This window comes from Agrobacterium sp. 22-223-1 (genome assembly GCF_053522385.1).
The window spans coordinates 364,319-389,412 of sequence record NZ_JBNWCN010000002.1; the positions used below are offsets into that span (position 1 = coordinate 364,319).

Annotated in this window: 17 protein-coding genes and 2 tRNA genes; 14 read left to right on the forward strand and 5 right to left on the reverse strand. The window is 59.8% G+C overall.

The window, feature by feature from the left end; genetic code table 11:
- Positions 1 to 155 precede the first annotated feature (155 nt).
- The 8 genes from glmM to ACQZ60_RS13830 all read left to right on the forward strand — a co-directional run bounded on the left by glmM (position 156) and on the right by ACQZ60_RS13830 (position 10,187).
- Entirely contained in the window at positions 156 to 1,508 is a 1,353-nt protein-coding gene (gene glmM / locus ACQZ60_RS13795; protein ID WP_003523248.1) for a phosphoglucosamine mutase, read from the forward strand.
- A gap of 187 nt (positions 1,509 to 1,695) precedes the next feature.
- Positions 1,696 to 2,541: an outer membrane protein gene (locus ACQZ60_RS13800; protein WP_080854266.1), complete on the forward strand. Its 846-nt coding sequence runs from the start codon at positions 1,696 to 1,698 to the stop codon at positions 2,539 to 2,541.
- A gap of 212 nt (positions 2,542 to 2,753) precedes the next feature.
- Complete coding sequence (locus ACQZ60_RS13805) at positions 2,754 to 3,932, forward strand: phosphoserine transaminase (protein WP_448735444.1); 1,179 nt, start codon at positions 2,754 to 2,756, stop codon at positions 3,930 to 3,932.
- Positions 3,933 to 4,014: 82 nt separating this feature from the next.
- Positions 4,015 to 5,610, forward strand: coding sequence for a phosphoglycerate dehydrogenase (gene serA, locus ACQZ60_RS13810; protein WP_003523252.1), 1,596 nt, complete (start codon positions 4,015 to 4,017; stop codon positions 5,608 to 5,610).
- Positions 5,611 to 5,833: 223 nt separating this feature from the next.
- On the forward strand, positions 5,834 to 6,907 hold the full coding sequence (locus ACQZ60_RS13815) for a Tim44 domain-containing protein (RefSeq protein ID WP_121490436.1): 1,074 nt from the start codon (positions 5,834 to 5,836) through the stop codon (positions 6,905 to 6,907).
- Positions 6,908 to 7,380: 473 nt separating this feature from the next.
- Positions 7,381 to 8,571 carry an OpgC family protein gene (locus tag ACQZ60_RS13820; RefSeq protein WP_448735445.1) on the forward strand — a complete coding sequence of 397 codons (1,191 nt, stop codon included), beginning with the start codon at positions 7,381 to 7,383 and terminating at the stop codon, positions 8,569 to 8,571.
- A 207-nt stretch (positions 8,572 to 8,778) separates the two neighbouring features.
- On the forward strand, positions 8,779 to 9,975 hold the full coding sequence (mnmA, locus tag ACQZ60_RS13825; RefSeq protein WP_035264186.1) for a tRNA 2-thiouridine(34) synthase MnmA: 1,197 nt from the start codon (positions 8,779 to 8,781) through the stop codon (positions 9,973 to 9,975).
- A gap of 135 nt (positions 9,976 to 10,110) precedes the next feature.
- Positions 10,111 to 10,187: transfer RNA gene (locus ACQZ60_RS13830), tRNA-Met, on the forward strand.
- A 219-nt stretch (positions 10,188 to 10,406) separates the two neighbouring features.
- On the opposite strand, the gene ACQZ60_RS13835 is transcribed toward ACQZ60_RS13830, so the two are convergent.
- Positions 10,407 to 10,706, reverse strand: a complete 300-nt coding sequence (locus tag ACQZ60_RS13835; RefSeq protein ID WP_155272863.1) for a hypothetical protein — start codon at positions 10,704 to 10,706, stop codon at positions 10,407 to 10,409.
- A 289-nt stretch (positions 10,707 to 10,995) separates the two neighbouring features.
- A tRNA-Gly gene (locus ACQZ60_RS13840) sits at positions 10,996 to 11,070 on the reverse strand.
- 252 nt (positions 11,071 to 11,322) lie between these two features.
- On the opposite strand from ACQZ60_RS13840, the gene ACQZ60_RS13845 reads away from it, so the two are divergent.
- The 6 genes from ACQZ60_RS13845 to pbpC all read left to right on the forward strand — a co-directional run bounded on the left by ACQZ60_RS13845 (position 11,323) and on the right by pbpC (position 21,445).
- Positions 11,323 to 11,832 (forward strand): prolyl-tRNA synthetase associated domain-containing protein, encoded by a 510-nt coding sequence (locus ACQZ60_RS13845; RefSeq protein WP_448732489.1) that lies wholly within the window; start codon positions 11,323 to 11,325, stop codon positions 11,830 to 11,832.
- Positions 11,833 to 11,886: 54 nt separating this feature from the next.
- Positions 11,887 to 12,855: a thioredoxin gene (trxA, locus tag ACQZ60_RS13850; protein WP_003523262.1), complete on the forward strand. Its 969-nt coding sequence runs from the start codon at positions 11,887 to 11,889 to the stop codon at positions 12,853 to 12,855.
- A 69-nt stretch (positions 12,856 to 12,924) separates the two neighbouring features.
- Positions 12,925 to 13,596 (forward strand): LON peptidase substrate-binding domain-containing protein, encoded by a 672-nt coding sequence (locus tag ACQZ60_RS13855; RefSeq protein WP_020808696.1) that lies wholly within the window; start codon positions 12,925 to 12,927, stop codon positions 13,594 to 13,596.
- Positions 13,597 to 13,606: 10 nt separating this feature from the next.
- A complete protein-coding gene (locus ACQZ60_RS13860) occupies positions 13,607 to 13,795 on the forward strand; it encodes a Trm112 family protein (RefSeq protein WP_003523265.1) in 189 nt (62 codons plus the stop codon).
- Positions 13,796 to 13,913: 118 nt separating this feature from the next.
- Positions 13,914 to 19,370, forward strand: a complete 5,457-nt coding sequence (locus ACQZ60_RS13865; protein ID WP_020808697.1) for an alpha-2-macroglobulin family protein — start codon at positions 13,914 to 13,916, stop codon at positions 19,368 to 19,370.
- Positions 19,367 to 21,445 (forward strand): penicillin-binding protein 1C, encoded by a 2,079-nt coding sequence (gene pbpC, locus ACQZ60_RS13870; RefSeq protein ID WP_020808698.1) that lies wholly within the window; start codon positions 19,367 to 19,369, stop codon positions 21,443 to 21,445. The genes ACQZ60_RS13865 and pbpC overlap by 4 nt, the downstream gene beginning before the upstream one ends.
- Positions 21,446 to 21,517: 72 nt before the next feature.
- On the opposite strand, the gene ACQZ60_RS13875 is transcribed toward pbpC, so the two are convergent.
- From ACQZ60_RS13875 to ACQZ60_RS13885, 3 genes are all read right to left on the reverse strand, one after another.
- Entirely contained in the window at positions 21,518 to 21,814 is a 297-nt protein-coding gene (locus ACQZ60_RS13875; RefSeq protein WP_031233375.1) for a hypothetical protein, read from the reverse strand.
- A 463-nt stretch (positions 21,815 to 22,277) separates the two neighbouring features.
- The gene (locus ACQZ60_RS13880) at positions 22,278 to 24,116 is read right to left on the reverse strand and encodes a TniQ family protein (RefSeq protein WP_448735446.1); all 1,839 of its coding nucleotides are present in this window, start codon (positions 24,114 to 24,116) and stop codon (positions 22,278 to 22,280) included.
- Positions 24,113 to 25,093: an ATP-binding protein gene (locus ACQZ60_RS13885; RefSeq protein ID WP_448735447.1), complete on the reverse strand. Its 981-nt coding sequence runs from the start codon at positions 25,091 to 25,093 to the stop codon at positions 24,113 to 24,115. The genes ACQZ60_RS13880 and ACQZ60_RS13885 overlap by 4 nt, the downstream gene beginning before the upstream one ends.
- Position 25,094 lies beyond the last annotated feature (1 nt).

The window sequence follows — 25,094 nt, forward strand, 5'->3', positions numbered from 1 at the left end:
CGGGTTTCCGGGTGGCCTTTTCATTTTGGTAACAAGATATAAGCCATTTTTGCGCTAATTTACGTGCTGTTTATCGTGGTTTGTGGCATCTAGCCAAAAACGCTTCCGGCTGTTTTCAGCTTTTGCCGGAATGCTGGAAAAGATTTGGAGTTAAAATGGCACGCCGTTATTTCGGAACCGATGGTATCCGCGGACAATCGAACGTATTTCCCATGACGCCTGATCTGGCGATGCGTGTGGGCATTGCGGTCGGGACGATCTTCCGCCGTGGCCATCATCGCCATCGCGTCGTCATCGGCAAGGATACGCGTCTTTCCGGTTATATGCTGGAAAACGCGCTGGTCGCTGGTTTCACTGCCGCCGGTCTCGATGTCTTCCTGCTCGGCCCCATTCCGACGCCTGCCGTCGCCATGCTGACCCGGTCGCTGCGCGCCGATATCGGCGTGATGATCTCGGCCTCGCACAATCCCTTCTCCGATAACGGCATCAAGCTTTTCGGACCGGATGGTTACAAGCTCTCCGACGAGCTGGAACTGGAGATCGAGGATCTTCTCGACAAGGATATCTATGCGCAGCTTGCCAAGCCGAGCGAGATCGGCCGCGCCAAGCGCGTGGATGGCGACATCTATCGTTATATCGAATTCGTCAAACGCACCCTGCCGCGCGATGTGACGCTGAGCGGACTGCGGATCGCCATCGACTGCGCCAATGGCGCGGCCTACAAGGTGGCGCCCGCTGCGCTCTGGGAACTCGGCGCGGAAGTCGTCACCATCGGCAATGAGCCGAACGGCATCAATATCAATCTGGAATGCGGCTCTACCCACCCGGAAGCGCTGCAGAAGAAGGTGCATGAAGTACGGGCCGACATCGGCATCGCGCTCGATGGCGATGCGGATCGTGTCATCATCGTTGACGAGCGTGGCGAGATCGTCGATGGCGACCAGCTCATGGCCGTCATCGCCGATAGCTGGGCTGCCGACAACACGCTGCGCGGCGGCGGTATCGTGGCGACCGTCATGTCGAATCTCGGTCTTGAACGCTTCCTGGGCGACAAGGGCCTCACCCTTGCCCGTACCAAGGTGGGCGACCGTTATGTCGTCGAACACATGCGTAACCACAATTTCAACGTCGGCGGCGAGCAGTCCGGCCATATCGTGTTGTCGGACTATGGTACGACGGGCGACGGCCTTGTTGCGGCCTTGCAGGTTCTCGCCAAGGTCAAGCGCTCCGGCCTCACGGTCAGCGAAGTCTGCCGCAAGTTCGAGCCGGTGCCGCAGCTTTTGAAGAATGTCCGTATTTCCGGCGGCAAGCCGTTGGAAAACCCTGTCGTGCAGCAGGCGATTGCGGATGCGGAAAGCGCATTGGCCAATAATGGCCGCCTCGTCATCCGCCCCTCGGGTACGGAGCCGCTGATCCGCGTCATGGCGGAAGGCGACGACAGCGCGAAGGTGGAGCAGATCGTCAACGATCTCGTCGGCGTCATCGCCAATGCCCGCTCGGCGGCGTGAGCTTCCGCGACAGTAACGCCTGAAAAAGCCGGCTCTGCAGCCGGCTTTTTCTTTGAGTATTTCCTAATAAATATAGTGAATGATCGTGGTTAATCGGGACTTAACCATTTTACGTCAATCTCCATGACTGAACAGTTCACTGGCATCTGCTGCCGAAACCGCACGTGCCTCTTCTGGAGTGGAAGTCATGAAAAACGCCCTGGCCGGATTTCTGGCCGTCCTGCTGACCGGTACAAGCGCTATCGCTGCCGATCTTTATCAAGCCGAGCCCGCACCGGCCTATGTCGAGGCCCCCGAAGTCGAGATCACCCAGGCAAGCGGCTGGTATCTGCGCGGCGACGTCGGTTATTCCTTCAACAAGCTGCGCGGCGCCCATTATTATCAGGGCGGCCCCGGCGGCTATCTCGCGGATTTTGATACCGCGACGATCAAGGACAGCTATGTCATCGGTGCCGGTGTCGGTTATCAGTTCAACAACTATTTCCGCAGTGACGTGACCTTTGACTATATGGGTAAGTCGGATTTCCGCGGCTCCACGAGCGGTTTCTGCGGTTCCGTTCCCGGTCGCTGCGTCTCGGAGGACCTTAGCTCGGTTCGCGCCTATACTCTGATGGCGAATGCCTACGTCGATCTCGGCACTTACGGTCGGGTGACGCCTTATGTCGGCGGCGGTATCGGCGGCTCCTACGTCAAGTGGGACAAGCTGCGCAACACATCCTGCAGCGTCAATGGCCTGGGCTGCGACCCGACCACGGAGCATGGCGGCAAGGGCAAGTGGCGCTTCGCCTATGCTCTGATGGCCGGCGCATCCATCGACGTCACCTGTAACCTGAAGGCCGATATCGGCTATCGTTTCCGCCATATCAACAAGGGCGATATGTTCGCTTATGAGAATGGCGGCGGTCCGGGCCGTGACAAGGGCCTTTATTCGCATGAAGTGCGCGTCGGCGGCCGTTATGTCTTCAACGGCTGCGATACCGCACAATACATGCCGCCCGCCGATATTCCGCTGCAGCCTGCCGTTTATAAATAAACGTCACGCCCAGCTGGTAGTTTCAAACCGTCCGCATCCTCCGGGTGCGGGCGGTTTTGTTTTACCGGCATCTGACACGGGGCATGACGCATATGGACCAAAATTCTTCTGCGTAGCGACATATTCCGCTTGACTGGGATCGGCGAGAGGAATAGCAACGGCGTCAGGACACTCCACCCTAACGTGGAGCGCCTATCTGGAAGGGTAGTCAAATGACAGATATCGTGAAGCCGGACGTCCGTCCGGGCAATACGCATTTTTCCTCTGGTCCCTGCTCGAAGCGTCCCGGTTGGTCGCTAGATGCTCTCTCCGATGCGCCGCTCGGTCGCTCGCATCGCGCCAAGGTTGGCAAAGCCAAGCTGAAGCAGGCCATCGATCTCACCCGTGAAGTTCTGAACGTTCCTGCCGATTATCGCATCGGTATCGTTCCGGCATCTGACACCGGCGCCGTTGAAATGGCGCTCTGGTCGCTGCTCGGTGAACGCGGCGTCGATATGCTCGCCTGGGAAAGCTTCGGCGCTGGCTGGGTCACCGACGTCGTCAAGCAGCTGAAGCTGAAGGACGTCCGCAAACTCGAGGCCGATTACGGCCTGCTGCCGAACCTTGCCGAAGTCGATTTCGACCGCGACGTGGTTTTCACCTGGAACGGCACCACCTCTGGCGTTCGCGTTCCCAATGCCGATTTCATCCCGGCTGACCGCAAGGGTCTGACCATCTGCGACGCCACGTCGGCGGCTTTCGCACAGGACATGGATTTTACGAAACTCGACGTCGTCACCTTCTCCTGGCAGAAGGTTCTGGGCGGCGAGGGCGGCCATGGCGTCATCATCCTTTCGCCCCGCGCTGTAGAGCGTCTCTTGAGCTACGCGCCGGCATGGCCGCTGCCGAAAATCTTCCGCATGGTTTCCGGCGGCAAGCTGATCGAAGGCATCTTCACCGGCGAAACCATCAACACCCCGTCCATGCTCTGCGTTGAAGATTATATCGACGCGCTGCTGTGGGCGAAGAACCTCGGTGGTCTCAAGGCGCTGATCGGCCGTGCCGATGCCAATGCCAAGGTTATCTACGACTTCATCGAGAAGAATAACTGGATCGCCAACCTGGCCGTCAAGCCGGAAACCCGCTCCAACACCTCCGTCTGCCTGAAGATCGTCGATCCCGAGGTGCAGGCGCTGGATGCTGCCGCACAGGCCGATTTCGCCAAGGGCGTCGTCGCCCTGCTCGAAAAGGAAAATGTCGCCCTCGATATCGGCGCTTACCGCGACGCCCCGTCCGGCCTGCGCATCTGGGCCGGCGCGACCATCGAGACGGCGGATATGGAAGCCGTCATGCCCTGGCTCGCCTGGGCTTACCAGACGCAGAAGGCAGCACTTTCCAAGGCTGCCGCCTGATTTTGATACCGGCCCTGCGCTGATGCAGGGCCGCAAATTCCCCGTTTTCAAAACTGCACCGCTTTCAAGGAGCCCGTGAACCATGGCACCTCGCGTACTCGTATCCGACGAACTGTCGGAAACCGCCGTCCAGATCTTCCGCGATCGTGGCGTCGAAGTCGATTTCCAGCCGAAGCTCGGCAAGGACAAGGATAAGCTTGCCGAAATCATCGGCAACTATGATGGTCTCGCCATCCGCTCCGCCACCAAGGCAACCGAAAAGCTGATCGAGGCGGCGACCAACCTCAAGGTCATCGGCCGCGCCGGCATCGGCGTCGACAACGTCGATATTCCGGCCGCCTCGCGCCGCGGTATCATCGTCATGAACACGCCCTTCGGCAACTCCATCACCACAGCCGAACATGCGATTGCGCTGATGTTCGCCGTTGCGCGCCAGCTTCCGGCCGCTGACAGCTCCACGCAGGCCGGAAAGTGGGAAAAGTCGAAATTCATGGGTGTCGAAATCACCGGCAAGACGCTCGGCGTCATCGGTGCCGGCAATATCGGCTCCATCGTCTGCTCGCGTGCACTCGGCCTCAAGATGCATGTTCTGGCCTATGACCCCTTCCTGTCGCCCGAGCGTGCGCAGGAAATGGGCGTCACCAAGGTTGAGCTGGACGAGTTGCTGGCGCAGGCCGATTTCATCACCCTGCACGTGCCGATGACCGACAAGACGCGCGGCATCCTCAATGCAGAGAACCTTGCCAAGACCAAGAAGGGCGTGCGTATCGTCAACTGCGCCCGTGGCGGTCTGGTGGATGAAGCGGCCCTTGCCGATGCCATCAAGTCCGGCCATGTCGCCGGTGCCGGTTTCGACGTGTTCGAAGTCGAGCCCGCCACTGAAAGCCCGCTTTTCGGCCTGCCGAACGTCGTCTGCACGCCGCATCTCGGTGCTTCGACCACGGAAGCGCAGGAAAATGTCGCCCTTCAGGTTGCCGAGCAGATGTCGGATTACCTCGTCAAGGGTGCGGTTTCCAACGCCATCAACATGCCGTCGATCACGGCTGAGGAAGCGCCGCGCCTGAAGCCCTTCATCCGTCTGGCGGATGTTCTCGGCTCCTTCGTCGGTCAGGTGCAAGAAAGCGCCACCAAGGAAATCGAAATCCTTTATGACGGCGCAACCGCCAGCATGAACACGAAGGCATTGACCAGTGCATTGCTGGCCGGCCTGATCCGCAGCCAGGTTGCGGATGTGAACATGGTTTCGGCCCCGGTCATGATCAAGGAAAAGGGCATCATCCTTTCCGAAGTCAAGCGTGACAAGACCGGCGTTTACGACGGCTATATCAAGCTGACGGTCAAGACGGAAAACCAGATTCGCTCGGTTGCCGGCACGGTGTTCTCGGATGGCAAGCCACGCTTCATCCAGATCAAGAACATCAACATGGATGCCGATGTCGGATCGCACATGATCTACATCACCAACACCGACGTTCCCGGCATGATCGGCTTCATGGGCACCACGCTCGGCGAGGCTGGCGTCAACATCGCCAACTTCCAGCTCGGCCGTGAAAAGGAAGGCGGCGACGCCATCGCGCTGCTTTATGTCGATGGCCCGGTTTCTGAAGCCGTGCTCGACAAGCTGCGCGCCAACCCGGCGATCCGCCAGGTCAAGCCGCTGACCTTCAACGTCGACTGATCTTATCGTTCCTCCCAAGGGGACAATAGGAACCGGTGCAGGGGAAACCCTGCGCCGGTTTTTGTGTTTCCTGCTGCTAATTTTGCGGCAGGTTTTGCCAGTCTCCCGCTTTGGTTGCATATCACAAAAAATTTAAGCCAAGTGCTCTAAAAATGATGATCATGAGTTGCTATATCGCCTGCTGACATGCCGCTCATGGGAGGGCGGCCAACAGGAGATAACGATGTTTGCTGCCTTTCGGCGCTTCAAGGGTTTGTTCGCAGTCGCCGCGCTTGGTATCGCGGTGTCTTTCGTGGCGGTTGATATGGCAGAAGCGCGTCGCGCCAGCGGCGGTTTCGGCAGCCGCGGCACGCGGACCTATTCCGCTCCGCCTTCGACCAGCACCGCACCCGGCCAGACCGCGCCTATCAACCGCAGCATGACGCCCAACACCAATCAGGCAGCGCCGAGCGCTGCTCAGCCCGCTCGTCCGGGCGCGCAGGCGCCGCAGCAGAATCGCGGCCTGTTTGGCGGCATGATGGGTGGTTTGATGGGCGGCCTGCTGATGGGCGGTCTGTTCGGCATGCTGCTGGGTGGCGGTTTTGGCGGTATGGCCGGTTTCTTCGGCATGCTGTTGCAGGTGGCGCTGATCGGTCTTCTGGTCATGCTCGCCATGCGTTTCTTCGCCTCGCGCCGTCAGGGCCAGCCCGCTTATGGCTCGGCCGGCGGGTCGCAGCGCACGGATCATTCCGGTTCCTCCTATAATGGCGGTTCGCAGGCGGGTTCTGCCGCGTCCTCGTTCAAGATTCCGAAGATCGGCGCGCTGGCCGGCGCTGCGGGCGGTGTGGCCGCCACTGCCGCAACGGCAAAGCCTGCGCCTCATGCCAATGCCATGTCGGAAGGCGATGAAATCGGCATTACCCAGGGCGATCTCGAAACTTTCCAGAAAATGCTGGAAGACGTGCAGGCCGCCTATGCCGCCGAGGATTATGGCACATTGCGCAAGCTGACGACGCCGGAAGCCATGTCTTACCTCGCGGAAGAACTGAGCGACAACGCCACGAGCGGCGTGAAAAACGACGTGCGCGACGTGACGCTGCTACAGGGCGACGTTGCCGAAGCATGGCACGAAGAGGGCCAGGATTATGCAACGGTGGCGATGCGCTACTCCGCCATCGACGTGATGCGCGACCGCACCTCCGGCAAGGTGATCGAAGGTGACGAGCACCAGCCTTCTGAAGCGGTGGAAATGTGGACCTTCGTTCGCCGCCCCGGAAACGACAACTGGCAGGTGGCCGCTATTCAGGCGGCTGCCTGACGAATCGGAACGTGTTTAACGGATAAAGGCCCGGCGGTTTGGTGACCGCCGGGCCTTTGCTCGTCTCACTTCCAGAAAGCATGGTCACGCCGACGCTCGCTCCGCCAAAGGGACAGCAAGATGCGGTCAAAAAACGACTGATAAATCTAACGGGTGATATCTCCCCCGCTCATCGGCGGTGAATTCCGCTTCGCCCTGCTATGCAAGGCTTTGAGCCCTGCTTGCCGCGACATGTTACCCGCGCATGGCTCATCCGCTTCGCGGAATTGCCTTTTTTTATTCATCCGGCATTCAGTCCCTGCATCCTAACTAGGACGCATACACGTCAATGTGACTTTTCGTGCCGGTTCTAAACCGCTTTGGAAAGGGAACCTCAGGCGCAAAACAGCGTTGACAATCCAATCCCCGGCTCCTCCCAAGCCGGGCTGGGTGGCTGGGCAATGCAGGCCCTGCGAGAACGGAGAGCTATCGAGATGAAACGCTTTGACCTGATCGACGGGATGCGTGGTTACTTCCTCGTCTTCATGCTGATCAACCATCTGGTGTTTGCCGGCGGCTTCTGGCTGGTGGAAATCAATCACCGGCAGTTTGCCTTTGTCGAGGACGCCCAGGGCTTCGTGTTCCTGTCCGGCCTGCTGATCGGCATGGTCTATGCGCGCAAGATGATGAAATACGGCTATGATGCCGGCAAGCAGATGATCTGGAACCGGGCGCTGGAACTCTATCGTTACGCGATGGGTCTCGTCATCGCCGTGCTGTTCTTCCGCATGGTCATCCCGCATGCGCCCTATATCTGGTACAACTGGCTCGGTATGACGACGTTCGACGATCCGCTGCGACTGGCGGCGATTGCGACATTCCTGTTCCAGCCGACCTTCATGGATATTCTGCCGCAATATATCGTCTACATGATCTTTGCGCCGGTGCTGGTGAAGCTCTGCCTCGATGGCAAGTGGGCCTATGTCATGGCCGGCTCCCTGCTGGTCTGGATGGCCGGCCAGCTTGGCCTGCAGCAGATCGTGACGACCCCGCTCAACGAACTCGTGAAGGGAGCGGATGAGCAGGGTATCCGCGTCAGCTTCAACCTGCTCGGCTGGCAGCTTGTATTCTATTCGGCGCTGGTGATGGGCGCGATGACGGCGCAGAACCGTATTCCATGGAAGGCGATCTTCTCGCCTGAGCATACGTGGCTGCCGAAGGCGGCGCTCGTCATCTGCCTATTCTTCATGCCGCTGCGCATCGCCACAGCCTGGGGCCTGATGCCGGAATTCATGATGGGCAAATTTTCCACCATGGAAATCCGCGCCGATTTCGGCCCGGTCTATCTCATCAACTTCCTCGCCGTCGGCGTCGGCCTGACCTGGCTGGTGATCGCAGGTCCGAAGCACCACCGTCCGCTCGTGCGCTCCATCGCCGAAGGCGTCATCTGGGTGCTTTCGCTGAAATTCCTGCAATTGCTCGGCCGCCATTCGCTGCAGGTCTATGTCTGGCACGTGGCCATTGTCTATGGCGTCTATTATCTGGACGGCCGCACGGCGGAACTGTCGCAGCTCAACAAGACGCTGATCGCCTTCACGGCTATCGGATTGCTGGCCCTGCCAGCCCTGTGGCGGGAGCGCGACAAGTGGTTCGGCAGCAGCGGCCAGAAGACGGCCGGCGCCTGACGGCCGGGTCCCTGCCCGAATCTGACGGCTTTGCGGGGCGGTTTTCCGCCCCGTACTTGCGTGCGCGGCCATTCCTTTCTATATGCAGCCCTTAAATCCGCAGGATGACGAGACAGGACGGCCCCATTGATGGCCAGGTTTCTCGCGGCGGATGACCGACAGGCGGCGGGGCCTTTACCCCCGTTATGACTGACGATGGGAAAAAACGTGAATACGCTCGATTTTGACAAGAGGCCGGAAGATACCCGGATCGTTGTCGCCATGTCCGGTGGCGTCGATTCTTCGGTGGTGGCCGGTATCCTCAAGCGCGAGGGCTATGATGTCCTCGGCATTACCCTCCAGCTTTACGACCACGGTGCTGCCGTGCACCGCGCGGGCTCCTGTTGCGCGGGGCAGGATATAGACGATGCGCGCCGGGTCTGCGAAACGCTCGGCATTCCCCACTACGTGCTGGATTACGAAGCGCGGTTCCGCGAAACCGTCATCAACCCCTTTGCCGAAGCCTATGCGATGGGTGAAACGCCGATCCCCTGCGTGGCCTGCAACCAGACGGTAAAATTCGCCGATCTGCTCGCCACGGCGCAGGAACTCGGCGCCGATGCGCTGGCGACCGGCCATTACATTCGTTCGCGTCCCAATCCCGTTTCCGGTCAACCGGGGCGGCGTGCGCTCTATCGGCCGATCGATAGCGACCGTGACCAGAGCTGGTTCCTGTTCGCCACGACGCAGGAACAGATCGATTATCTGCGCTTTCCGCTCGGCGGCCTCTCCAAGGCCGAGACGCGCGCTTTGGCGGAAGATATGGGACTTGTCGTGGCCAAGAAGGCTGACAGCCAGGACATCTGTTTCGTGCCGCAGGGCAAATATACCGATATTATCAACAAGCTGAAGCCGAATGCGGCATTGGCGGGCGATATCGTCCATCTCGACGGCCGCGTGCTCGGCCGCCACGATGGCATCGTGCATTATACGATCGGCCAGCGCCGCGGCATTGGTGTCGCCACCGGGGAGCCGCTTTATGTGGTGCATCTCGATGCGCGCGGCCGCCGGGTCATCGTTGGCCCGCGCGAAGCGCTGGAAACCCGTCGGGTCTATCTGCGTGACATGAACTGGCTGGGTGACGGCGAGTTGGCGAGCGATGCCGGGCAGGGCTTTGCCTGTTTCGCCAAGGTGCGCTCCACCCGCCCGCCGACGGAAGCGATGCTGCATGCGGACGAAAACGGTATTTATGTGGACCTGATGACCGGGGAGGCCGGTGTCGCTCCCGGTCAGGCCTGCGTGCTTTATTCCGCGCCGGGGGCCGATGCCCGCGTTTACGGCGGCGGTTTCATCGAACGGTCGGAACGCTCGGCGGAAGCCGAGGCGTCGCTGAAGGCGCTTCTGGAAAAGCCGGTTGCCGCCTGAAACCATTCGCTTTTTGCAGCGATGCGGAAAGCGAATTTTTTGCGCATCTTGCGCTTGACACTTTGGGGAGCGGCACCTTATAAGCCGCTCATCCTGATGGAACGGCCGGTCACATGACTGTCACGTTTCCCCTGTGGCGGGGTAGCTCAGGTGGTTAGAGCAGCGGAATCATAATCCGCGTGTCGGGGGTTCAAGTCCCTCTCCCGCTACCACTTTCCTTCATATGAAAAATCCAGTTCGCACCATTCTGCGCCCGTGTTTCATTGCTTTTCCGAGCCTGAGAAACGATGGATCCGATGGTGCCTGCCGGTAAGTTATGCCCAAAAAAAGGGAAACCCGCTTACTGCCAAAACGCAGCCAGCGGGTCTCAACCTCTACCCCCTCCCACAAGGGCGGCTGCACAAAAGCACATTGAATGAATTATGGCAAGATCAAGGCGACCATATTGTTGCTGTTGATGGCCCTGTTTGCCAGTTTAATGGCGGATGGCAGAGCGTGACCTGTTCCGTGTGCCGTTCGTACGGGGAGCGATAGGATACGATATTTTCGGTGCAGCGCATTTCCGTGAGATTGGAATAGATATTTTCGATCCGCTGCGGTTGATGATGTGTTTTGTGCGGTAAAACCCGTTCCTCACGATAAACCGTCATATCGGCGGCAGGCGATGTGCCTGGTATCGACAAGACGGCGAATGCGGCAATCAAGAGAATTCTTCCAGGATGTGCGGACATGGCTCTTCCCCGCGTTGAACAACGCAGGAGAACGTGCTGTGCACATAAGCTGTTCCAGGGGCGGCAGCAAAAAAATGCCCGCTCATGGCGGGCAATCAGAGGGGAACTGAGGTTAGGAGCCTCGGGTCTGAAACGGACATCTTCCGCATAAGTTCCGCTTGCGGAATAATTTCCGTCGCGACTTGCCGACAAGGGGCTGCGCAGGCCGAGTCTCAAGCCGCACGACACGGAACGATGCGACACGCGCGAACGGCGATACTTTGATGATAATTCTATCTTTAGGAAAATTTGGAGCGGGCGAAGGGATTTGAACCCTCGACCCCAACCTTGGCAAGGTTGTGCTCTACCCCTGAGCTACACCCGCTCAAATCCACCGGTCCGGGGTAGTTCGCTGAACCGTGGGCCGCCAAGCGGCGACGGGCGCTATATCGCTCAATCGATTTTGGAATGCAACAGGGAAATGACAAAAACGCGAAAATTTCTTTGAGAAATGCGACAAGCGGCGGAAATGATTGAGAATTTTTCATTCGGCTGTTTTTCCTGCGTTGCCAAGCGTCGGTTGCCCCCTTAATCAGGAAACAAGGATAGTGGAATCGGCAGAGGCAGGCGGCAGGATATGGCGGAAAATTCCCAGAAGACGGCAACGGAGCTGTTCGAGTTTCTCGACGGACTCGGCATTTCCTACACCACGAAGCAGCATGAACCGGTGTTTACCGTCGCCGAATCCCAGTCGCTGCGCGACCTCATTCCCGGCGGCCATACAAAGAACCTCTTTGTAAAGGACAAGAAGGATCAGTATTTCGTTCTGACCGTTGAGGAAAATGCGGTCGTCGATCTGAAAAGCGTTCACAAGACCATCGGTGCGGCAAGCCGTGTATCCTTTGGCAGACCGGAAAAGATGCTTGAATATCTCGGCGTCGCGCCGGGCTCGGTGACGGTGTTCGGAGCCATCAACGACACTGACAGGCAGGTCACCTTCGTGCTCGACAGCGGGCTTCTGGAAAACGAGCTGGTCAATGGCCATCCGCTTTCCAACGACCAGACGACAACGATCGCGTCCACGGATCTCATTCGCTTTCTCGAGGCAACCGGACATGCGCCGCTTGTCTTGAAAGTCAGCGAGTGAGATACGATCTTTGCTTCAAATAAGACAGATGACAGAAGTTTACGGGAGACCGGCATGAGCGGCGAAAATAATCCTTACGGCGGTTCCTATAGCGGGCAGATGACCGCAAGCGCCCATCATAATGGCGAGCTGAACGGTGCGGCCTCCGGCCACATCAAGGACACCACGACGGCGGGTTTCTCCAGGGACGTTCTTGAGGAATCGCGTCGCCAGCCGGTTCTGGTGGATTTCTGGGCGCCCTGGTGCGGCCCGTGCAAGCAGCTGACGCCAGTGCTCGAGAAGGTCATCAACGAGGCGAATGGCCGCGTGAAGCTCGTGAAGCTGAACATTGACGACCACCCGTCGATTCCCGGCCAGCTCGGTATCCAGTCCATTCCGGCAATCGTCGCCTTTGCCGACGGCCGGCCGGTGGATGGCTTCATGGGTGCCGTGCCGGAAAGCCAGATCAAGCAGTTCATCGAGAAGATCGCCGGGCCTGACGCGGGCGATCCCAAGGCCGAGATCGAGGCTGTTCTGACAGAGGCGAAGCAGCTTCTGGCGGATGGCGATTTCAACGGCGCGGCGCAGCTTTTCGGCGCCGTCATGCAGGCCGATCCGGAAAATCCGGCAGCGATTGCCGGTATCGCCGAATGCATGATCGCCGCCGGCCAATATGAGCGGGCAAGCGAACTGCTCTCTTCCCTGCCTGCGGAACTCAACGAGGATGCGGGCATTCAGCTCGTTTCGAAAAAGATCGCGCAATATGAGGAAGCCCGCAAGATCGGCGACCCGGTGGCGCTCGAGCGCGAGCTTGCGCTCGATCCCGATCGTCACGAGGCGCGGGTGAAGCTTGCCAAGGTGCTGAATGCTCAAGGGCGGCGCGACGAGGCTGCGGACCATCTGCTCTACATCATGCGCAAGGACCGGACCTTCGACGATGACGGCGCGCGCCGCCAGCTTCTGGAGTTTTTCGAGGCCTGGGGCTTCAAGGACCCGGCAACCGTTGCCGGCCGAAGGAAGCTTTCGGCGATACTGTTTTCGTAATGCGGGCATATCCCGGCCGTGGCGGTTGATCCGCCGGCCGGGCAGCAGTGAACAGGGGGCTTGATTCCCATGCATGTCGGAAATGCGAGATATGTAAAGAACGACGATCTGCCGGAAACCGTGCCGGTCTTTCCATTGCCGGGCGCGCTGCTTCTACCGGAAGGCCATCTTCCACTCAATATTTTCGAGCCTCGATATCTCGCCATGATCGACTGGGCATTGGCCGGCCATCGCATCATCGGCATGGTGCAGCCCGCCCTGCATGTCATCGAGGCGGGGCTTGAGGGCGGCCCGCTGAGCGCCGTCGGCTGCCTCGGCCGCATCACGTCCTTTTCCGAAACCGGCGATGGCCGTTATATCATTTCGCTCACCGGCGTGTGCCGTTTCCGCCTGCTGGAAGAGGTGGAGGCGGGCAAACCCTATCGCAGCTTCCGGCATGCGCCCTTCATCGCCGATCTTTCCGGCGAATATGACGAGGATGCGGTGGACCGCGAAAACCTGCTCCGGGTATTCCGCTCGTTTCTGGATGCCAACCAGCTGGAAGCGGATTGGGAAAGTGTGGAAAGGGCGGGCAACCGCGTTCTCGTCAATTCGCTTTCCATGATGTCTCCCTTCGGACCGGCTGAAAAACAGGCGCTGCTGGAAGCGCCGGACCTGAAGACGCGGGCCGAAACATTGATCGCCATCACCGAGATCGTTCTTGCCCAGGGATCGGGCGAGAGCGGCAACGTGCTGCAATAGGATCGCCGCCATGGACGACAGGATGAGCAATGTCGATCCCAAGCTCCTGGAGCTGCTGGTCTGCCCTTTGACGAAAGGGCGCCTTGCCTATGACCGCGCCCGCAATGAACTCATTTCCGAAAGCGCGAGGCTCGCTTATCCGATCCGCGATGGCGTGCCGATCATGCTGATTTCCGAAGCGCGCAAAATAGAAGACTGACCTTCCCGCTTGCCCGCCTTCACACATTGCGTGTCGCGAATTGACGAAGATGCGTTGACAACCATGCGTGGATTTGACCAGAGTCCCGCCCGACATGTCTGTTGCGGGGAGAAAACTGATGTCGTTGCGCGCGCTCGTCCGGATTTCGCTGGTTGCGGTCTCAACCGCCCTGTTTTTTCCGCCAGCCATGGCGGCGGAACCCTCCCGCAAGGTCGTTACGACCCAAAATGGCGATTATTTCGGCTTCGATCTCAGGACGGAGCAAAATGTCTCGCTGGAGCAATGCGGCGAGATTTGCGTCGGCGATACCGCCTGCAAGGCCTTTACCTACAATCCCAAGGTGAAATGGTGCTTCCTCAAATCGGATTTCAATCAGCTGAATGCCTTCCCCGGCGCGGTTGCCGGCAAGATCGTGGAAGTGGCCGCGGAAGCCGATATCGGCGCGCCGCAGCGCCTGTCCTTCGTGACCGACAGCCTGCAGCAGGAAGCGCGCCGGCTGAAATCCGGCCTTGCGGCAAATGAGGGTGAGGGCGAACAGGGCCTGGAGGCTCTCGTGGAGACGGCGCGGCAGCAGGCAGCCGCCGGCAATATTCCCGATGCGGTCACGACCTATAAACAGGCCCTTGCGATCACACCTGACGATGGCGCGCTCTGGGCGGAATTGTCGGAAAAGGCCGCGCAGGTCACCGATAATTATTCGATAGCGGGACAAGCCGCTTCCGCCGCCATCAATGCCTATCAGCTCAGCCGCACGGTCAGCGCCCGCACCGAGGCCCTGAACCGGCTGGCGAAGGCGTTTGAAAGAACCCAGAATTATCGCGCGGCACTCAATGCCTATAAGGAAAGTCTCGCGCTTACCGACAATGCACAGACCAAAGCGGCCTATGCCGATCTGCGCACCCGGCAGGGTTTCCGCGTCATCAATAATACCGTGGATACGGATAGCATCAGCCCGCGCGCCTGCGTGCAGTTTTCCGAGCCGCTGGTGAAGAACGGCGTCGATTACTCCTCCTTCATCACGCTGGATGGGGCAGCGCCCAAGGCCATCGAGGCGAAGGGCAGCGAGATTTGCGTGGAAGGCCTGACCCATGGCCAGCGTTACAAGATCGCGTTTCGCGCCGGCCTGCCGTCTTCGGTGGAAGAGCCTCTGGAAAAGCAGGTCGATCTCGATATCTATGTGCGTGACCGCGCCGCCAGCGTGCGCTTCACCGGCGAGAATTTCGTGCTGCCGGGCACAGCGCGCCGCGGCATTCCAATCGTCTCTGTCAATGCCGACAAGGCCGACCTGAAGCTTTATCGCGTCGGCGACCGCAACATCACCTCGCTTCTTTCAAACTCGCAGTTTCTGACGCAGATGGACGGCTACAATGCCGACCGTATCGAAAACGAAATTGGCGAGCTTGTCTGGCAGGGCTCGATCGATATCCAGCCCGATCTCAACAAGGATGTGGTGACGAGCTTCCCGGTGGATGAGGCCCTGCCGGAGCGCAAGCCCGGCATCTATGTGCTGACCGCCGTACCGCCGGGCACCGCGCCGGAAACCTGGGATTCGCGCGCCACGCAATGGTTCCTGGTCTCCGATACCGGCATCACCACCTATGCCGGAACCGATGGTCTGAATGTCTTTGTCCGTGCACTTGGCAGCGCCAAGCCGCTGGCAGATGTGGATTTGCAGCTGCTCGCCAAGAATAATGAGGTGCTGGGCACCGCGAAGACGGATGCGGACGGCCGCGCGGTGTTCTCGGCCGGCCTGATGCGCGGCACGGCGGCGCAGGCGCCTGCGATCCTGACGGCGCGCAACGGCGACAAGGATTACGTCTTCCTCGACATGACCCGCGCCGGCTTCGATCTTTCGGATCGCGGCGTGACGGGCCGTGCAGCCCCCGGCGCCATCGACGTGTTCAGCTGGACGGAACGCGGTATCTATCGTGCCGGTGAGACCGTGCATGCCGCAGCCCTTGCCCGCGATGTCGACGGCAAGGCAATCGAGGATCTGCCGCTCACTTTCATCTTCTCGCGCCCGGATGGTGTAGAGGACCGGCGTTTCGTCAGCGACGGCAAGGCGCTGGGCGGCCATGCGGTCGATCTGCCGTTGCAGGCAAATGCGATGCGCGGCACCTGGACAGTGCGCATCCATACCGATCCGAAAACGCCTGCGATCAGCGAAAAGAGCTTCCTCGTCGATGATTTCGTGCCTGACCGCACCGAGTTCGATCTTTCCAGCAAGGCAAAGCAGATCGACCCTGGCGCAGAAACGGCAATCGACGTCGATGGCCGTTATCTCTATGGCGCGCCCGCTGTCGGCCTGACGCTGGAAGGCGAGGTTGCCATCAAACCGACGCGCACCAGCGCCGACTTCGAAGGTTATTTCTTCGGTCTGGCCGATGAGGAGAGCGAAGAGGAAAACCGCACCACACTTGCCGATCTGCCGGTTCTGGACGAAGAAGGCAAGGCGAGCTTCAATGTCGATCTGACCGACCTGCCATCCACAACGCAGCTTCTTTCCGCCAACATCACCGTGCGCATGCAGGAGGCCGGCGGCCGTGCCGTGGAGCGCTCCCTGACGCTGCCCATCAAGGCGGAAGCCTCTGTCATCGGTATCAAACCGCAATTTTCCGGCGATCTCGCCCAGAATTCCGTTGGTCGTTTCCACATCATCGGTGTCAGCGCCGAAGGTGCCAAACAGGCGATGAATGGCCTGGCCTGGAAACTCATCAAGGTCGAGCGGAACTATCAGTGGTATCGTCAAGGCAATTCCTGGCGTTACGAACCGGTGGAATATACCAAGCAGCAGGAAGCCGGTACGCTTTCGGTCGATGCCAATGGCGGCGAGATTTCCGTGCCTGTCACCTGGGGCCGCTATCGGTTGGAAGTGGAGGGCGCCGGCAATGGCGCGCCGGTTTCCAGCGTTGAGTTCGATGCCGGTTTTTATGTCGAGGCAAGTTCTACGGAAACGCCGGATGCGCTGGAAATCGCTCTCGACAAACAGAGCTACAAGATCGGCGATACGGCCAAACTCAAGGTTTCGTCGCGTTTTGCCGGCGAGTTGATGGTAACTTCCGGTTCGGAAAAGCTGATTGCCGTGCAGAATGCCGAGATCGGCGAGGATGGCGGCGAGATCGATATTCCCGTCACCGAGGAATGGGGTGCGGGCGCTTATGTGACGGCCACGCTGTTCCGTCCCGGCGATGCGCAGGAAACCCGTATGCCGATGCGCGCCATCGGCATCAAATGGCTTGCCGTCGACCCGACCGAGCGCAAACTTGCCGTCACGCTCGGTGCGCCGCAGAAAACGCTTCCGCGCCAGCCGCTTGAAATTCCGATCACCGTCGCCGGTGCTGGCGTCGGCGAAAAGGCCTATGCCATCGTTGCGGCCGTCGATGTCGGCATATTGAACCTTACCCGCTATGAGCCGCCGAAACCGGATGAATGGTATTTCGGCCAGCGCCGGCTGGGGCTGGAAATCCGCGACCTCTATGGCCGCCTGATCGACGGTTCGCTCGGCGCCACCGGCCGGCTGCGCACCGGCGGCGACGGCGGGCAGGCAGCCCTTCAGGGCAGCCCGCCCACGGAAAAGCTCGTGGCCTTCTTTGCTGGTCCGGTCGAACTCGACGGTGACGGCAAGGCGACGGTCAGCTTCGATATTCCGCAGTTCAACGGCACGGCCCGCATCATGGCGGTGGCCTGGACGAAGACAGGCGTGGGACATGCTGTCTCCGATGCCATCATTCGTGATCCTGTCGTGGTCACGGCCAGCGCGCCGAAGTTCCTCGCACCCGGCGATGTCTCGCAATTGCGGCTCGATATCGCCAATACCGATGGCGAGGCTGGCGATTACCGGCTGGATGTGACCAGCAATACCGCATTGACGGTCGATCAGGGTGAGATGTCGCAAACTCTCGCGCTTCAGAAAGGCGGCAAGTCTTCGCTGACGGTCCCGCTGACGGGTGAACAGCCCGGCAATGGCGCGATCACCATCAAGGTTTCCAATGCCGCCGGTCTTTCACTGGAGCAGGTTCTGAACGTGCCGGTACGTCCGGCCGTTCTGCCGGTGACGACGCGGCGCGAAATCAAGATCGCGCCTAATAGCAGCCTGACGATCAATGGCGATCTTTTGGCCGACAGCATGCTTCTCGGCTCTTCCGTCGCGGTCAATGTCACGCGCTCGCCCGCCTTCGATATTCCGGCGCTGGTGATGATGCTGGACAAATATCCCTATGGCTGCGCCGAACAGACGACGAGCCGCGCTTTGCCGCTGCTTTACGTTTCGGAACTGACGAAGGATAGCGGCCTTGCAGAAGACCCCGATACCCGCCGGCGGGTGCAGGAGGCGATCTACCGCGTGCTGTCCTTCCAGTCGAGTTCCGGCAGCTTCGGCCTCTGGTCGCCGGGTTACGGCGATCTGTGGCTCGATGCCTATATCAGCGACTTCCTGACAAGGGCGCGTGAGCAGAATTACGACGTTCCCGAACAGGCCATGGTGCAGGCGCTGAACAACCTGCAAAACGGTCTTTCCTATGACAGCAATGTCAAGGATCGCGGCAACGAGATCGCCTATTCGCTTTATGTGCTGGCGCGCAACCGCAAGGCGGCGATCAACGATCTGCGTTATTACGCGGATACGGCGCTGGCCGATTTCCCGACACCGCTCGCCAAGGCGCAGGTTGCCGCCGCCCTCTCGCTTTATGGCGATCAGGCCCGTTCTAAGGCCGTGTTCGGCGCTTCGCTCGACATGGCAAGCCGCACCACCAATGTCAGCTTCTCGCGCGCGGATTATGGCTCCGCCCTGCGTGACGGCGCGGCGACGCTGGCGCTTGCGGCGGAAAGCCGGCCGGTTCCGGCCGTCGTGCCGCAGCTTGCCGGTGCGGTGGCGAAGGAATGGGAAAAGAAGCCCTATACCAGCACCCAGGAACAGGCATGGATGCTGCTTGCCGCCCGCGCCGTCAAAGGCGAGGACAAGGATATCCGTCTCGATGTGAACGGCGATCTGCAGACCGGCGGCTTCGGCAAGCGGATGAGCGGCGATGAATTGCTGGCCGCACCCTTGAAGATCGCCAATGCCTCGGCCGATCCGGTCACGGCCGTCGTCACCACGGTGGCGCCGCCGGCGCAGCCGCTTGCCGCCGGTGGGGAAGGCTTCACCATCACCCGCACCTATTATTCCATGGATGGCGAGGAGGTGAATCCGAGCGAGGTGGTCCAGAACGAGCGTTATGTCGTGGTGCTGAATGTGGTGCCGCAGAATAACTGGCAGTCGCGCATTCTGGTGACCGACCTGCTGCCCTCCGGTTTTGAAATCGACAATCCGAGCCTCGTCAATTCGGCGGAGCTTTCGAATTTCGACTGGCTGCCGGAAACGGAAGCGGCGCATACGGAATTCCGCTACGACCGTTTCGTGGCGGCCTTCGACCGCTCGGCCGGCGACAGTTCGGAAATTGCGCTGGCCTATGTGGTCCGCGCCGTTACCCCCGGCACCTACGATCATCCGGCAGCTTCGGTTGAGGATATGTACCGGCCGCAATTTGCCGCCCGCACGGCAACCGGCCGCATGGAGGTGCGCTCGGCAAACCCATGAGGCGACGCAAGGCGATCATTGTCGGCATCATGACGGCCGCGTTGCTTATGGGCGGCGCGGCCTTCGGTCTTGATGCGCTGGACAAGGCCTATCCGCCGCCGCTGGACGCTGCGCAGCAACGATCCTTCGAGGTTCTGGATCGTGACGGCAAGCTTTTGCGCGCTTTTGCGACACCCGATGGCCGCTGGCGGCTGAAAACCTCGGCCGCCGAAGTCGACCCACAGTTCCTGCGCATGCTGGTGGCCTATGAAGACCAGCGTTTCTATGAGCATCACGGGGTCGATCCCTGGGCGCTTTTGCGCTCTGCCTGGCAATTGGCCAGCAACGGCCGGATCGTTTCCGGCGCATCGACGCTTTCCATGCAGGTGGCGCGGCTGATCGAGCCGCGGGCCGACCGGTCGTTCTCGGCGAAATTCCTGCAGGCCGCGCGCGCGCTCCAGATCGAAAGAAGGCTCAGCAAGGCGGAAATCCTCGATCTCTATCTGAATATCGCGCCTTATGGCGGCAATCTCGAAGGCATTCGCGCCGCAAGCCTCGCCTGGTTTGGCAAGGAACCGGGCCGGCTCGATACGGCGGAGGCGGCCCTTTTGGTGGCGTTGCCGCAATTGCCGGAAAAGCGACGCCCGGATCGCTTTCCGGAGGCGGCGAAGCAGGCGCGCGAGCGTGTGCTGCAACGGCTTGCCGTGGAACGCGTGGTGGGTGAGGGGGAGGCGGAACGGTCGGCTCTTGCGAATGTGCCCGCCAACCGGCGGGACCTACCGGCCTATGCGCCGCATATGGCCGTCGCCGCACGGGTGAAATTCCCGAATATTGCCGAGGTGCGCTCCACGCTGAAGCTGCCGATCCAGCGGGAGCTGGAGGGTGTTGCCCGCCATGCGGCGGAAAAGCTCGGCGACAGGGTCTCCGTCGCCATCGTCATGGCGGATGCGCAGAGCGGCGATATTCTGGCGGAAGTGGGCTCGGCGGATTATCTCGATACGGCAAGACGCGGTTTCGTGGAGATGAGCCGGGCCGTTCGCTCGCCGGGCTCCACCCTCAAGCCATTCATCTACGGCCTTGCCTTCGAAGACGGTCTTGTCGGGCAGGAAACCATCATCGAGGATCGCCCGGCCGACTTTTCCGGTTACAGGCCGCGCAATTTCGACATGCATTATCAGGGCGATGTCAGCATCCGGCAGGCGCTGCAACTGTCGCTCAACGTGCCTGCCGTCAAGCTGCTCGATGCCGTCAGCCCCTCGGCGCTGATGGTGCGGTTCCGGCGGGTGGGCGTCAAACTCGTGCTTCCCGCCAATGAAGCGCCGGGGCTTGCCATCGCCCTTGGCGGCGCGGGTGTTTCGCTGGTCGATCTGGTGCAGCTTTATGCGGGGCTTGCCGGCGGCGGCGATCCCGTGCGTCTTGGAGACGGCGTCCGCTCCGCCCCGGAACGGCTGGAGGGTGACCGGTTATTTTCCGATGCCGCGATCTGGAATATCTCCGACATCCTCTCCGGCGTGCTGCCGCCACTCGGCATGAAACAGCGCGGCATCGCCTACAAGACCGGCACCAGCTATGGCTATCGCGATGCCTGGTCGGTGGGGTATGACGGGCGGCATGTGGTGGGCGTCTGGGTTGGCCGGGCCGACAATGGCGCGGTGCCGGGCATTGCCGGTTATGCGACGGCCGCCCCGATCCTGTTCGAGGCTTTCGAAAAATCCGGCGTGGCGATCACGCCGATGCCGGCCGCACCTTCCGGTGTCGCGCGGGTTGCGGTCAATGACCTCCCCGCCAACCAGCGGCGTTTCACAACGACGGCCAGCGGCCTGCTTTCTGCTTCAAGACGTGAAAGCGCCCCGCGCATCGTTTACCCGCCGGAAGGCGCGCGCGTGGAGCTTTCCGGCCAGTCAGGCATCTCGCCGTTGGTACTGAAGCTGCAGGGCGGGCGCGCACCTTTCCGCTGGCTCGCCAATGGTTTGCCCTTGCCGAACGCTTCCCATCGCCGCAACAGCGAATGGCGGCCGGAAGGCCAGGGATTTTCCACACTGACGGTGATCGACGCCGATGGCCGCGCCTCGAGCGTGCGGGTTTTCGTCGAGTAACCGGCAGAAAAGCCCACCCGACGAGGCAGCGCCACGCGGTTCAGGCAGGACAACGTCGTGCCGCGCCTGCCGTCAAGCAATATCCAGTGAATGGCGGCGGATACGCTCCTGGAGCGATGAGACAATGGCCTGCAGAAACTCCCGGCGTCTGGAGTCATCCGTTGCATCCAGCTTCATCTGCAACTGGCCACTGATCTTGTTCATGAAACCAACGTGGTCAAACGTATCGGCGGCAATGTTGACCTCGACCTCGTCCATATAGTGAGTCAGGTGCGACTCCAATGCGAGATTCGCATCCATCTGGTACAGGGCGGCCATGCGCTCTCCAAGCGTCGACATCTGCACGTATGGACCATATTCGTTGATCATCAAATCTCCTTCGCCTTGCGGATGCCGCTTCGACACCTTCTTTCGCCGCATATCATTCATAATAGGAAGCGATTTTCGGCTTTCAATGTTCACTTCAATATTCCCAAGCAGCGTTAAGTTTTTTGCCATCCGGCAAATGGGCTTCTCAGGAAATGCGGGATACTTCGTCGCTCAACCCATAAGAGGTATGGTGTCTGCCAAACGGTTCCATGCATGGCGGGATGTCTTCGCCATGTCCGGCGACGCACCGGAGGCGGGCAGATCATCCGATCAGCATCTGTCATGAACCCTAAGGATTGTCTTTGACTCTCTTCTAAGCCTTTGATTTTGTTGACTGTGTCGTTGACTTCCATTGGTGGTGTGTCTTTGCTAAATTCATAGCTTTGTCTCCATCTACCACGCAGCCGCTGGGCAACAAAAAAGGCCCGCAGTTGGCGGGCCTTCGCTTTCAATGTCGGAAAATTCAATTTGTCGGAGGAGGCTCAGCTTCGATGACGTCTTTCACTCGATAAAAGCGAGTGATCAGTCCAGACGGTTCGTACAGGAGCTTAACGCCAGCGAGGTCTAGTTGGCGTTTCATCGTTACTACGTTGAGACCCCGATCTCGGGCGAGCCGGCGAAGTGAGATATGTTCATCTAGGAATGTTTCGATATCGCGTTTGAGGACGAATGCCTGAGTTCGCTTCGTCTTGGGATTAGCCCTCATCACAGTTGGCAGAATGCCTTTTTCCACTAGAGCGGCCACCGTACTCGCGGCGGTGCCGAGCAATCGTCTGGCCTCTCTCGCAGTCGCGTAGATCGATTCTTCGTTGATGTCGGCTTTCTTCCACGAGGGGGCAATTTCGGAAGGCGAGACCAGTAGGCTCCCGATTTTCATAGTGTCGTCGATACGTTTGAGCCGGGTCAGCTTCCGGTCGATGATCATCTCAATGACATCTACAAGTGCATGACCTTTTGTTCGGCTCACTTGCCACAATGTGACCAGGCCATCCTCGTCACCAGTTACGAGCGGCACATTTTCGAACAAGCGATCGACGAGCCGCTGTAGTTCGTGTCGTGACACACGGTAAAAAGGTCTCGACTTTTTGACGCCCCTTTCGGCGACCGCCAGCAGGCCGCGTTCGACCATTTCACGAACTTGTTCCAGAGTTGTCCCGAGTGCGGAAGCGACGTCTGCGGTCGTGATGTTTTCCGCAGCGTCTGAGAGCGTACTTTCTGCCTCCGCTGCCGTGAAATAGACGCTGTAATCGGGCAGATTTGATCGGCTAATTAGTCCTCGTTCGTCGAGCATCTTTCTGACGCGCTTCTTGTCGAGGCCATATTCTGCTGCCGCTGATCGGATTGAATGCATCGAACGGCGATCTACGCGACGAATAAAAAGGTCCCCAGCTCCCAATGGGAAGTACTGGACCAAGCCTTGCAGCAGGTCGACGATTTCGGCGAAGGAGGGCGAGTCGACGTTTTCCCGGAAACGACGAATTGATGGCCCGAAAAATCTGACAATGGTTGCAACATCGGGTCGATGGAGCTCGATCGCCTCCAGCAGAATCGATCGAATCCTTTCAGCCCCTTCGCTCGCGATCATGTATCCCACTGCTCTCACCCCGAGAGCCGAGGCAGGTCTTCCCGAAAAATCGCGATGAGGAAGGTGTCTATGAACGAAGCTGCCGAGGAACAGCCAAAGCACGAGCAACACGTGAACCTCCTGACGGTCAATGAAGGATTGGGTTTTCATTCCCGCGATGCGGCGCTCCAGATAGGCGTCCACCATCAGCTCGGACTCGTCGGCCGCCAGGACATCTTGATCGACAAGGTGTCCGCCTGTTGCGACGAACAGCGAGAAGTCGTTCGCATGTTCGCCTGCGGAAGCTTCGGCGAGGATGTTGCCGTGGCGTGTACAGGCGACGACAGCGCGTGTCGCCCAAGGCGCTCGGGCGTAGGGCCTCGCGGTCGGTCTCCCGCATCCACTCACTAGGTCATCCTCCAGGCAATGCGGACAGAAGCGAAATCGGCCGGCTACCCTCATCTCCTTGCGGAAGACGGCGTCACCGAGTCGCCACTCACCAGCCTCTTCAGAAACCGGAACTGCGAAGCGTTGGAGGTCCGTCACGGGGACTCCTGACCAATACGACAAAACCCGCATCGCATGGTCATCTCCCTGGACGACCGCTTTCACATTTGTACCACCACCGCTGAGTAGATCGTTTACGGATGGATAGCCCATCGCGCGGGCGAGCCTAGAGGCGAGGCTCAACGGGGTCTCGTCTTCTGGATGGAACGTGACGTTTACGGGGAGCCTCATGCGCTCCTCCCGCGTTTCACCGGGGGTGCCATGTCGTCGAGCGCATTTGCGGGAACGATCTCGCGCCAATTCGGGGCAACGAACATGTTCTCGGCGCGGGTGCACCCGTTCATCTCCTCGTAGACTTTTGAGAAGTCGGACAATTTAACCTGAGATCGTCCAAGTTCTGCAGCTCGGAAACATGCCTCCTGCACGATCTCCACTACCTGGCCGAAGGCACCGCTGGCTGCGCGGCAGAGCTTCTCGCGGAAGACGTCGGTCTGCGTATCGTCCGCGCGAGACATGCCGCAGTCTTCGACCGTCACGGTCTCCACAATCTTTTCGATCCATTCCTCGTCGTCGGGATATTCCATTGGCTCGAAACGCATGACATAGGCTCGACGAGCGAGCTGTCGGTCACCCTGAAGGAAGGCTGCGAGCGCCGGCACGCCAGAGTAGATGGTATGGATCGGCCAGCCGTCGATCTGGATCAGAGCCTTGAGGACATCCTGGATCGCCTTAATTGCCTTTGGGGTCGGGGCGCTAAGCACGTCCTGCATCTCATCGATCCAGATCGCTTTTACCCCGCGCTCTTTCAGCTGCTCCTTGAGAAACACGTAGACCTCCGGATCGGTCTTGCGGCCGTGCATGGGGACGCCCATCGCTGTAAGCAGTACGACCGCCAGCGCACGCATGCTGCATGGCTTTGGGGGCAAGATGCAGATAAGACGAGTCACTGGCTCGTCCCACTGGTTTCGTCCAGATTTCCACTCCTCAATATGCGGCAGAATGCGTTCGATCGAGCGTGTTTTTCCGCTTCCCGTCTCGCCGATGACAAACAGTGAGCGACGATGCGATCCCTGGCGACCCTTTTCCATGGCCTTGGCGTTCTGCCGCAGTTTGTCGACGAAGCCCATGAGGACTTTGTCACGTCCGGAATCAAAATACCGGTCGTTGCTGCGCTCGCGCATCGCATCTACATCGATCTTTTTAGCCATG